The organism is Ruoffia halotolerans, assembly GCF_014049385.1.
In the GTDB taxonomy this organism is placed as follows: Bacteria; Bacillota; Bacilli; order Lactobacillales; family Aerococcaceae; genus Ruoffia; species Ruoffia halotolerans.
Map to the genome: position 1 here is coordinate 1 of NZ_JACAOA010000008.1, position 11,904 is coordinate 11,904.

Below are 11,904 nucleotides of genomic sequence, written 5' to 3' on the forward strand. Positions count from 1 at the left end.
TTTTAATTTTCACCTCATCAATTTTTTCTGTGTTAATTGTGATATTAAGGTCTTTCAATTGAAGTGTTTTTTCGATAAAATGATTCATGCGTAGATATCCTCCTTATGTTATTTGGTCGTACTTTTAATATAACGGATATCTGCGTTTTTGTGTAGAGTCAAAGAAGAGGTTGATGACGAAATTTGTCATCAACCTCATTTATTTTAGAACCCATTAATTTAATGTATTATTCACATTTTTTATTGACATTTTTATGAAAATATAGGAACATGTAATCTTGGGTATATTTATATCATTTTCATAAAAACATTGCTGAAATCAAAATTCACTGGAAATAAAACGCTTGCAATAAAAAATGAATTGTGATAAATTTACAACAAGTAGATACTTATTTGAAAGAAGGTTAGCCCTATGGAAAAACAAACAATTACAATATATGATGTCGCTCGTGAAGCAGGGGTTTCTATGGCAACGGTATCTCGTGTTGTCAATGGTAATCCGAATGTTAAACCTAGTACTCGCAAAAAAGTTTCAGAAGTCATTGAAAGATTAGATTATCGACCAAATGCGGTAGCTCGTGGTTTAGCAAGTAAAAAAACGACGACAGTTGGAGTTATTTTACCAAGTGTAACGAATTTATTCTTCTCATCTTTAGCTCGAGGAATAGATGATATTGCATCAATGTACAAATATAACATTATCTTAGCAAACTCTGATGAGAGTCATGAGAAGGAAGTACAAGTATTTAATACATTACTTGCGAATCAAGTAGATGGAATTATCTTTATGGGACAAAATGTTTCTGAGTCTATCCGTAAAGAAATCGAACGTACTTCTACCCCCGTTGTTTTTGCTGGTACTTTAGTTGACAACCCTGAATATTATAGTGTGAATATTGATCACACGGTTGCTACAAAAGAAATCACAGCAGAATTATTAGAACATGGACGTCGCGTTGTTTTAGTGACAGATGAGCCAAAATTTTTAACGTCTCAACATCGCTTAGAAGGATTTAAAGCTGCATATGAAGAAAAAGGTGTAGAGTTTGATGAAGATTTAGTTATCCAACAATCACTAAGATATACAGATGCAGATAAAGTGTTAGAAGAACTACAAACGCTTAAAGCTGATAGTGTTATCGTTAAAGAAGATACATTTGCTGCGGCATTAATGAACGCTGCTTTAGATGCAGGCTTTAAAGTACCTGATGACTTAGAAGTGATTACAAGTGATAATTCAATCGTTACTGAAATTGTACGACCTAAATTAACAAGTATCCAACAACCTTTATACGATATTGGTGCGGTCGCGATGCGTCTGTTAACAAAAATTATGAGTAATGAAGAAGTTGAAGAGAAACAAGTCATCTTACCGTATAAGATCAAACATCGTGGATCAACATTGCACACAGAGTAATTTAAAATGTTTATGAAAATAGTCCCACTAAATTGTTTATTTAACAGTTTAGTGGGACTATTTTCATTAGTTTGATTATTATATGAGGTGAATCAAAGAAATCTGACTATGACAGCCTATTTGTCTTTTGAATAGATAAAAGCTTAAACAATTAATAACATGTCTTAAATAGAGCGTTATTGCGTTAAAACAGAATAAAATATATTTCAACTATAATAAAAAGAATAAAAAGACACTGAGAAAACTACTAATAGAGTAGTACTCAGTGTCTTTTCTTGATTATTAACTTTCTGGTGTCGATTCTGCCGGTTGTTCCTCATCACTTGGGTTATTATTTTCATCTGGATTTTCTGTTGTTTCATCTTCAGTAGATTCATCCTGATTACTTTCATCGCCTTCATTACTTTCAACACTTTCTTGTGATGATTGTTGCTGCTGTTGTTGCTGTTGTTGCTGTCTTCTTTGTTGCTCTTGAGTTGAACGAACATTATTCCAGAATCGAGCAAGATCTTCTTCAGTAGCTCCTAACATAAAGTCAAAGGTTAACTCAGGAGCGGGGTTAGAAACCTTGAATAGCTCTGTCTTCGTCGGGCCAGTTAACTGATAAGTATTGCCATTGTGAGTAAATCTACCTGGAAGTGTACCCGTTTGTTCTAGAACAGTTTGTTCTCGGACAGAATCAGGTTGGAGGAAAGTTTCTTCCGTACCGAATATTTCTGGGCGAAGTTCATATAAATCATTTACAATACGTGACCAATAAATTTGACTACGTACACTTTCTCGGTCAAAACCATCATTCACATCAATCGTATAATCAGCATATCTTGAATCATAACCAATCCAAGAACCAATTGTAATCGATGGGGTGGAAGCAATAAACCATATATCTTTAGAGTTTTCACTAATACCTGATTTTGCAATCCAGTCACCTGGTACATTCATGTATTCATTCGCAGTACGACCTGTACCTTCAGTCAGAGTATCTCGTAACATATCAATCATTATATAGTTCGTATCTTCCGAGAATACACGTGTCGGAGCTTCGTCTTGTTGGAATACAACATTACCAAAAGCATCCTCGATACGTTCAATATAATGACCGTCTACGTACTCTCCACCGTTAGCAAACGTTGAGAAAGCACGTGTTTCTTCTAGAACAGTAGGACCAGTAGTCACACCACCTAGAGAGAAGGCTAAGTTGTTTGTATCTTCTTCAGTATACGAGTCAATAGTATTGAAGCCCATACGCTCAAGATAATCAATGATAGGTATACCTTGAGAACGCAATTCTTCATAAATACGTACCGCAGGTAAATTATCTGATCTTAATAGGGCAGTTCGAGCGGTCATTAATGTATCACTCACAACACTACCGTAGTTCGTCGGTGCCCAAGTAGAACCATCTTCATAAGTTTCTACAAAAGCTGTATCCGGAATAACTGTAGAAGGGTTAATGATGTTATTCTCCACTGCAGGTCCGTAAACGGCCAGCGGTTTAATGGTTGAACCTGGTGAACGACGCATTTGGAATGCGTGGTCAATCTGGTTATTTTCAAAATCTGTTCCTGCTACGAATCCAAGGACCGCACCAGTATTGTTATCAATTGCAACTAAACCAGTTTGAACTTCTTCAACATAGTATGTTTCCACACCAGTCTCAGGGTCAATGTAGACACCATCATAAACGGCTCCAAGCTGATCCTCATAAGCTCTCGCTGATTCTTGGAGTTGGTCGTAAATTTCTTTATCGATTGTAGAATATACGCGGTAACCACCAGTACGTAACTGTTCTTCAGCCGCAAAGTAATATTCATTGTACCATTCGTCATCGCTATAGACTTGTTTCCATGAGTACCCATCGTCTTGAATGTTTAATAACATCAGTTCCTCAACGGCACCGTTCATAACCGCTTGATATAAGTATGATTGACGAATTTCTTCACGCGGCTCGGGTGGCAAAAAGTCTTGAGTAATATCATAAGCAATGGCTGTTTCATATTCATCTTTAGTAATTTTTTCAGCACGATACATACGATATAAAACTTCATTCATTCGTTCGATACCGAATTGAAGGGATTCCTCGTCACGGATTTTTCCACTTTGATCGTAAGGAGTATAAGTATACGGGTCCTGAGGAAGACCGACTATGAATGCGGCTTGATTTAAAGTAACATCCTCAGGTGCTACACCAAAGATACCCTCAGCTGCTTTTACAATACCAGCCACATTATCTCCATTGTTATTTCTACCAAAAGGAGACACGTTTAAGTAAGCCGTTAATATTTCTTCTTTAGTAAAATAGTTTTCTAATCTTAAAGCTAAAAGAATTTCGTTCGCTTTTCTAAAGAAAGTGACATCATTTGTTAGCATTTGTTGCTTAACTAATTGCTGTGTTAGCGTTGAACCACCTGTTCCCGAACCCGTTAACAAAGTTTGGAGAACAGCACGAAGCAATGCTTTTGGAACAATTCCCGGATGTTCTGCAAAATATTCATCCTCAGTTGCAATAAAACCATCGACAATATAATTTGAAATATCGTTTAGATTTGCAACAGAACGAACAATATCTGTTCGAACACTGGCAATTGGGTTTCCGTCAGCATAATACAATGTACTTTGTTGTTCCAGACGATTAATCTGTTCTGCCATCTCACGTTCATTAGGAGGGGTCGTATTTGCTACAAGATTCGCAAAGAATCCGATACCTGTACCACCAATGAGTGCTCCTGCTAAGACGATGAGAATAATTAAATACATAATTAATCGTTTAATAACATTGAAAGTAACATTAATTCCAAAAAATGTTTTATCTTTTAATGAAAAGTTTTTTAATGAGTATTTGTCTTTTTTCTTTTGACGTTTTTGTTGTTTAGAATCGATTGCCTCTGCATCAGTTTCAGCATCAAAATCCGTACTTGCAGCAACGCTGCCGGCTAACGATGCAGTCCCAGCGGGATTGTCAATGCTTTGACCTAAGGAAGCGGCTGATACGGCTTCATCATCAGGGTTGAACACATGAATTGAATCAGCCCAGTTTTCATCTGATTGACTTTCAGATTGCTCAGCATCATCAATCTTAGCTTGCTTTTCAACAGCGTCAAAGTCATTTGTTTGGATATGAGACTCAGAATCAGGCACAGTCGGTTCACTCTCAAGTGGAGTAGGGTCAATCACTTGAGGTGTAGGCATTACTGGAACAATTGGTTTGTTCTCAATATCTTTGGAATCCTCATGATTGTCGTTTGATGAAGATGACGGTGACTTCATTGAGTGATACGAATCTTCAATTTCTTTGTCCGAACTCATACTTTCAAGTTGTGTGATTCTTTCTTTACGACGTCGTTCCCGTTCAGCTAATAATCGATCAGGACTTGGTAGATCAGAAGACGCATTGTGTGTTGAGCTATTATTATTCAACGGCTCCTCTTTATTATCTTCTGTATCAGATAATGAAAAGACTGGCTTATAGCCACTTTTATCTGAATAAAGCTGATCATTGAGTTCTGATTCTCTGCGTTCTCTTACAATATTTCGTTTGATTGCATCATCTCTTAATGGAATGTTGCTTGTGTGAAGAGAGGCTCTTTTGGCTCGTTCATTTAAATCTCGGCTTTTCGCTGATTTAATATCTGAATAAGTAGAAGAGGGCGCTTCATTTGTTTCTCTAAATAACTTTTGAACACGTTTAATTGACCGGTTTATCATTAAATTTGATTTATTCGGTTCAATTTTATTATCGGATGATGTATTTTCTTTGTTAAAGTCCGAGTTAGAAGAGTTATCATTCCGAATATCAGAATAGCGTTCTTGTTGTTCCTCTTGAAAATCATCATAAAAGTTATCCCACTTATTAGAAGTGGGATGGTTATTTGATTCATTAGTATCTTCAGACGGAACTTTACGATTTGAGTGGCTATCTTCAATAGGCTCGTCAAATGAAATATCAAAAAACTTATTATTATTAGAATTATTTTTTGAATGTTTATCAGTCATTGATTCACCATCTTCCTGTTAAAATTTATTATTAAGCCGTTTCGGTATTCTCTAAAGATTCTCCAATAGCTTCTAAGCGGTTTTGCCATTCAGAAGTCGAAAGATTATGCTCGCTTACAAAACGATTGCGCGGATGACGGCGGCATTCTGGTGAGCATCCACGGACATATTTTGCTTCATTTTCTTCTGAACTTAAAATTTGTTTATTACAATCTGGGTTTGCACAGTTTACATAACGTTCACAAGGCGTTCCGTCATAATAATCTTTACCAACAACAGTCGGTGATACGCGGTTAATTGGTACAGAGATACGTTCATCAAAGACGTACATTTGACCTTCCCATAGATCCCCTTGAGTTTCTGGGTCTTTACCGTATGTATCAATTCCACCTTCTAATTGGCCAACTTCTGTTGCGATACCTTCGCGAAGCATCCAACCAGAGAACTTCTCACAACGTACGCCTCCTGTACAATAAACAACGACTTTTTTGTCCATGAATTTCTCTTTATTGTTTATTACCCATTCAGGTAATTCACGGAAGTTACGAATTTCAGGGCGAATTGCGCCTTTAAAGTGACCTAAGTCATATTCATAATCGTTACGTGTATCTAATACAATGGTATCTTCGTCTTCAAGTGCTTCACGGAATTCTTTTGGTTTTAAATGTTTACCCGTTGTCGTTAATGGATCGATGTCATCTTCTAAGTTTAACGAAACGATTTCTTCACGTACACGGACAAACATTTTACTATGAGCGTAGTCATCAGCAGGATCTTCTTTGAACCATACGTCCTCAAATCCTGGAAGAGAATGTAAAAATTCTTTATATTTCTCTGTTTGTTCGATTGTACCAGAAACAGTTCCATTAATACCTTCAGTTCCAACTAAAATACGTCCTTTTAAGCCAGTTTTTTTACAAAAAGCTAAATGCTCTTCTCTAAACTGCTCAGGATCATCAATTGTCTCGTATTTATAGTATAATAACACCTTAAATTCTTTCGTCATTATTTTTCCTCCTTGTAGTTGCATACTACAGTTTTCTGAATATATATTATACTATTAAATCTAGAATGGTAACAGGTTTTAGCCAAAATTCATATAAATGTAATAGAAAAATCATATTATAGATGTGAATTATTATCTAAATTGGTATAATATTATTTAGATAATAATAAATATATCACGAAGATGGTGAATTTTATGCTGAAAAACGTCTTGTTAATAACAAACCCAGTTGCAGGAAAAGGGCATGGAGAAAAGTACGCTCAAAAATTAAAGAATGTTCTTGAAGATTATCATCAATCTAAAGTTGAGATAAAAATTACGGAAGAAGAATTCGATGCGACAAAATGGAGTAAAAATGCAACAAAAGAGGGATTTGACACAGTCATTTGCTTAGGTGGCGATGGTACGGTGTCAGAAACGGTAAATGGAATTATTGAAGCTCAAGATAAGCCGGTATTTGGCTTTGTTCCAATGGGGACGGTTAATGATTTAGGCCGTGCATTGGGATATAAAATGAACGTAGAAAAAGCGATTGAAGACTTTAAAACTGTTTCGATCGATAAATTAGATGTTGGAAAAGTAAATGATCGTATATTCATTAATGTAATTGCATTAGGACCAATTGCGGAAGAAGTAATGACGACAGATTCCGATGATAAGAATCGCTTCGGCGCTCTTGCTTATGTAAGAGATGGCGTGAAAGCATTCTTTACCGATAAAGGTTATGAAGTTCGAGTGACAGCATCAGATGGGGCGGCTACAGATATTAAAACAAATTTATTATTCGTTGGTCTAACAAACAGTATTGGTGGCGTTGAATTTATGGTTCCTGGAGCCAGTTACAATGACGGTAAAGGTTACTTATCCGCAATAAAAGGACATACGCCAATAAGTACGATTCGAGCAGGACTCGAGGTTGGGTTATCTAATTTAGATGCAGATAATATCTTCAGATTATCCGACAAGAAATTTAAAATTGAGTCAATCAATAATGAATCGATTACTACAAATGTTGACGGGGATAACGGTCCAGAATTGCCATTAGAGATTGAGATTTTGGGTCAAGCGATTGACGTTTTAATTACTGGAGAAAGCTAAAAAGCATATTGTGAGCAATATATTTGAAAATACGTTATAATTGTATTAGTGAGCGTTAAGGTCAACAAGGAAAGAGGGAATTAACGTGAGTGCAGAAAACGTAACAGCAAGTGAACGTAAGATTATTGAGCGTGAACTAAGAAGAGGTACGAGTAAATCCCGTATTGCAACGATTTTAGACGTTGATTACGATAAAGGACTTATCAAGATTGAAAGTGTAAAGGATAAAATTCGTCCTGAAGTTGGTAATCAGATCGAGTTTAAATTCAGAGATAGTAAGATGACCGGAATAATTATCAAACTATTAACTAATAGTGCCGTTGTTGAGATATATTGGAGTAAATCTGATATTACGATGCGTGATATTTGCGAAGACCGTACAATTGTAAACTTCAAAGATATTGAATCATTTGTATCGCTTCCAAAGCAAGCGGAAGACGAAGATGTTATGTTCGAATATGAAGAAGTAAAGACAACAAATTAATAAAGGCATGCCTTTAATATCATCAGGCATGTTTTTAATTAACTTCTTTAAGATTTAGATAAAGTATAAGTAAAGAGGCCCTCCATTTTTTTGGAAAGCCTCTTTATTTACGCTTGGAATAATTGTGCTAGTTCGTCTTGAGCAAGTTGGTAATACTCCTTTTCCTGTTTTGTAAGAATGTCAATCATCTCATTTTCTAAGCCGAATTGTAATAATGTATAGTTTAACCATTTTTGTGGGTCTGAAATTGCATCATCATAAAAAGGATAAAAAACCATCGCATGCAAATTGAACAATTCTAGAATTTGTTTAGCAAAGTGAGGATCAGTTTGTGAGAAATAATCTTCGATTATCCGTGTGCCTTTATGATAAAAGTCCGTACTTGTATAAGGCTGTAACTGTTTCGTTTGGATAGGCTTCTCTACATTTAGCCACGTATAGTCAATATCTAAAGACTGACCATTAATAATTATATAGTGTAAGATGTCATTTTTAATAAAATTTAAAAGATTGTCATCATTTAGAAGTACTTTCAGAAGAGGTAAATTCTTGTCTAAATCAGTTTGATAAACAAGTTTTAATTTAGATAAGACTTCAAAATAGGACTTTTCTAGTAACTGTTTCGCATATGTCTCAATTCTTTCTTCAGTTGTTAAAGCATTTATTTCTTGTTTTACATTTAATAAATCCGAGATGGTTGTAATGGCCTTATTTAATTCAGTTGTCGCAGTTGAACTTTGAATTGAATCTCTCAATTGATATAATTCATTTAAACTTTCGCTCGTTGGGCTTATAATCGGTAGAGATTGGGCATATAAACTTGTTAGCTCTGAGGATTGTGAGATAAAATCCAATGTAAATTGGTCCTGTTCCCATAATTTATTTAGCTGTTCTTGCTTGTTAAAAGCAATATATAATTTAACTAGTTCAGTAAAAACGAGTGGGTTAGATTCAAGATCATAACTATTTTCTAAGTATCGAATCGCTTTATTGAATTGGTTGTTTTCTAGAGCGTTCCTTGCTTTTCTATAATAATTTTCAGCATTATTAGGCATTGGTGTGATATCAGTCATAGTCAGTTCCTTTCATAAAAAGAATAAGAGGTTAAAAATGATAAAAATAAGTACAGATGCTGCTTTTAATCCTAAAACTCAAGAGTCCGGCATAGGAATCCAAATCAATCATGGTAAACAACAAGAATTAATTAAAATACATATATCTGAAGTCGTAGATAACCATGTGGCTGAGTTTTTAGCATTAATCGGTGCTTTAAACTTTGTTAAAACACATCTTAATATTAATCAGATTATCATGTATCAGTCAGATAGTAAAATTGTCATCCAATCCATAGAAAAAAAATTCGCTAAGAATAAAGAATATAAAAAGTTAATCGATTATATATTAAAAATAATGGATGATTCACCTACATTTTTCGCTAATTGGATTCCTGAAGCTCAAAATCGTGGCGCAGATTCTTTAGCTAGGCAAGCATTGAGAAAAGAAGGGAAGATAGCAAAAGATATAAGATATTCCGAATTAGAATTAGAATTATTATAAAAAAGCTTGTTGATTTGGCAAGACGCCAGTCAACAAGCTTTTTTGAAAATCTACAAGGGTATGAGTTACTTCGTCCCCCAGTACTGGTAATAAGTTACCTTTAATGGGCCATTATATAATTTGCGTTTTTTAGTAGCTTTCTTACCATAAAATTCTTCGAATTTATCATCACTTGTGATGATGTATTTACTCCAAGTAGGCATCGTTTCATATAATTCACCCATTTGGCGATAAATGTTTTGGACATCTTCTTCTGATAACATACGGTCCCCATATGGCGGGTTAGAAATTAAGATTCCATAATCAGTTGTAGGGCGGTAATCAGATAATTGCATTTGCTTGAATTCGATGGAGTCACCGACACCTGCTTCTCGTGCATTGTCTTTCGCAATTTCAATCATCCGTCCATCAACATCCGTACCATAGATTTGTAAGTCTTTATCGTAATCTGCTGCTTCTTTAGCTTCTTGACGCGTTTTATCCCAGATATCTGTATGTTCATTCAATAAATCCCATTTTTCACCAGCAAATTCACGTTTTAAACCTGGGGCAATATTATGACCCATTAAAGCCGCTTCAATAAGAATCGTTCCTGAACCACAAGTTGGATCATATAAAGGACGATCATCATGCCAAGTTGTTAACATAACTAACGCCGCTGCCATATTTTCCTTCATTGGAGCCGTTCCCTTATGTTCACGGTACCCGCGTTTAAATAAACTTGACCCACTTGTATCTAAAGTTAACATAACGTGATCTTTTCTAATGGCTACTTCAATCGGGTAAAGGGCACCAGTTTCTGGTAAGTCAGTACGGCGGTGATAGAAGTCCATCAGTCGCTTACTAATGGCTTTTTTAACAATACGTTGCACATTAGGAACACTGTGTAATGTTGATTTGATTGATTTTCCACTTACTGGAAATTCTGCATCCATCGGAAGAATATCTTCCCAAGGTAAGTCATACGTTTGATTGAATAAATCGTCAAATGTTTTTGTATCAAATTCACCAAAGATTATCTTTACGCGATCTGCAGTACGTAACCAAAAGTTAGCGTAGGCAATATCTTTTGCAGTTCCGACAAAACGAACCAGTCCATTTTCAGTTTGAGTTTCGTAACCGAATGATTTTAATTCTCGAGCAACAAGGGCTTCAATTCCAGCCGCTGCAGTTGCTAATAACGAATAAGTTTTCATAATTTTCACTCCAATATTTATTACGCTTTAAGTTTACATAAAAAAAGACTCTGATTCCAGAGTCAATTAAATAATCCTATGAATAAGTAAATTTCTATAAGCCATGTCCTGTCATTATCTCTAGCATAGGAACTAGGGATAATGGATAATCATCTATCTACGATAATAATATCGTTCTCTTCTTTTGTTCATTTACTACTCGAAGAAATGCCCCTACCAATGTTTGGGTTGCTCGCTCGAGGGGTTTACCGCGTTCCAATCTTATAGTTTCCTATAAGCGTCGTCTCTGTGGCACTTTACAAATTACTAAATCATAGCCGAAGCCTTAGATAGTTCTTTCGCCGTTAACCTAATAGGGTACCTTAACTTATTTTTTCGTTAAGCACGAACACTACAAGCATCTCAGCTTGTGCGAGCATGGACTTTCCTCAGTTAATTTAATAACCGCGATTATCCGAAATTTACTCAGTCATTTATTAATATTTTGTTGCTTTAGAGTAATCGATCGTATTGTCCGTGTTGTCAATTTTCGAACCGAAAACATGCTTCTCTAAATTAGATAAGCGTTTTAAGATATCAAAGTTTGTCACGCCACTCCCTGGAGAGTTTGGTGTACTTTTCTTAGCTAAAGCAAGTTGTTTAGTTAATTCATCAACCTTACTGATGAGACGTTCGTTTTCATTTTTTAAATAAACTACGTCTTTTTGGAAAGAATCATAATCTCTGATGATACTATCTAAATATTCATCAACTTCAGCAGTATTGTATCCACGAACAGATTTATTAAACTCTTTTTGCAAAATATCTTTTGCTGTTAAGTTTTTTTCTGCCATTATATTCACCTCGTATATTATATATTTTTATTAGAATGGCACTTTAAATTAATAACATTATAAGTTTACTATGACTTTGAATAAATATCAAAGCAAAACTCTAAAGTAGCGATTTTATTTAAATTTAAATACTAAATTTCATTTATTATGCCATGAAATTAGTCAAATTGCTAATCCATTATAATGCGCTAAGTCTTGAATAACAAGGGTAAATTGATAATTTCACAAAATATATGTACATAGCGAGAAAAAAACAAATAATTTTAATGTCATATTATAAGCTTGGTGCTTGTTAATTAAATTGAATTATCTTAGAAAAT

General features: G+C 35.0%; 9 protein-coding genes and 1 other RNA gene. 4 read left to right on the top strand and 6 right to left on the bottom strand.

Annotation, left to right across the window (positions count from 1 at the left end; all coding sequences use genetic code 11):
• Positions 1 to 412: 412 nt before the first annotated feature.
• Complete coding sequence (ccpA, locus tag HW423_RS04170; protein WP_218930691.1) at positions 413 to 1,417, top strand: catabolite control protein A; 1,005 nt, start codon at positions 413 to 415, stop codon at positions 1,415 to 1,417.
• Between the two features lie 282 nt (positions 1,418 to 1,699).
• Here ccpA and HW423_RS04175 read toward each other — a convergent pair whose 3' ends face one another.
• Both HW423_RS04175 and trhO read right to left on the bottom strand, forming a co-directional pair.
• Positions 1,700 to 5,410 carry a transglycosylase domain-containing protein gene (locus HW423_RS04175; RefSeq protein WP_235956286.1) on the bottom strand — a complete coding sequence of 1,237 codons (3,711 nt, stop codon included), beginning with the start codon at positions 5,408 to 5,410 and terminating at the stop codon, positions 1,700 to 1,702.
• 31 nt (positions 5,411 to 5,441) lie between these two features.
• A complete protein-coding gene (gene trhO, locus HW423_RS04180) occupies positions 5,442 to 6,416 on the bottom strand; it encodes an oxygen-dependent tRNA uridine(34) hydroxylase TrhO (protein WP_218930692.1) in 975 nt (324 codons plus the stop codon).
• 195 nt (positions 6,417 to 6,611) lie between these two features.
• Here trhO and HW423_RS04185 point away from each other — a divergent pair, with 195 nt between their 5' ends.
• Together HW423_RS04185 and HW423_RS04190 are read left to right on the top strand one after the other, a co-directional pair.
• Entirely contained in the window at positions 6,612 to 7,514 is a 903-nt protein-coding gene (locus HW423_RS04185; protein WP_218930693.1) for a diacylglycerol/lipid kinase family protein, read from the top strand.
• A gap of 85 nt (positions 7,515 to 7,599) precedes the next feature.
• Positions 7,600 to 7,998, top strand: a complete 399-nt coding sequence (locus HW423_RS04190) for a DUF2187 family protein (RefSeq protein ID WP_218930694.1) — start codon at positions 7,600 to 7,602, stop codon at positions 7,996 to 7,998.
• A gap of 107 nt (positions 7,999 to 8,105) precedes the next feature.
• Here HW423_RS04190 and HW423_RS04195 read toward each other — a convergent pair whose 3' ends face one another.
• Positions 8,106 to 9,071 (bottom strand): tetratricopeptide repeat protein, encoded by a 966-nt coding sequence (locus tag HW423_RS04195; RefSeq protein WP_218930695.1) that lies wholly within the window; start codon positions 9,069 to 9,071, stop codon positions 8,106 to 8,108.
• Positions 9,072 to 9,108: 37 nt separating this feature from the next.
• Between HW423_RS04195 and HW423_RS04200 the strand changes: the two genes are divergently transcribed.
• Entirely contained in the window at positions 9,109 to 9,555 is a 447-nt protein-coding gene (locus tag HW423_RS04200) for a ribonuclease HI family protein (RefSeq protein ID WP_218930696.1), read from the top strand.
• A 65-nt stretch (positions 9,556 to 9,620) separates the two neighbouring features.
• Here the strand turns inward: HW423_RS04200 and HW423_RS04205 are convergent, their stop codons facing one another.
• The 3 genes from HW423_RS04205 to gpsB form a co-directional block, all read right to left on the bottom strand.
• Positions 9,621 to 10,751, bottom strand: coding sequence for a THUMP domain-containing class I SAM-dependent RNA methyltransferase (locus HW423_RS04205; RefSeq protein ID WP_218930697.1), 1,131 nt, complete (start codon positions 10,749 to 10,751; stop codon positions 9,621 to 9,623).
• A 92-nt stretch (positions 10,752 to 10,843) separates the two neighbouring features.
• Positions 10,844 to 11,213: RNase P RNA component class B (gene rnpB / locus HW423_RS04210), an RNA gene on the bottom strand.
• 14 nt (positions 11,214 to 11,227) lie between these two features.
• Complete coding sequence (gene gpsB / locus HW423_RS04215; RefSeq protein WP_138403948.1) at positions 11,228 to 11,584, bottom strand: cell division regulator GpsB; 357 nt, start codon at positions 11,582 to 11,584, stop codon at positions 11,228 to 11,230.
• Positions 11,585 to 11,904: the final 320 nt, after the last annotated feature.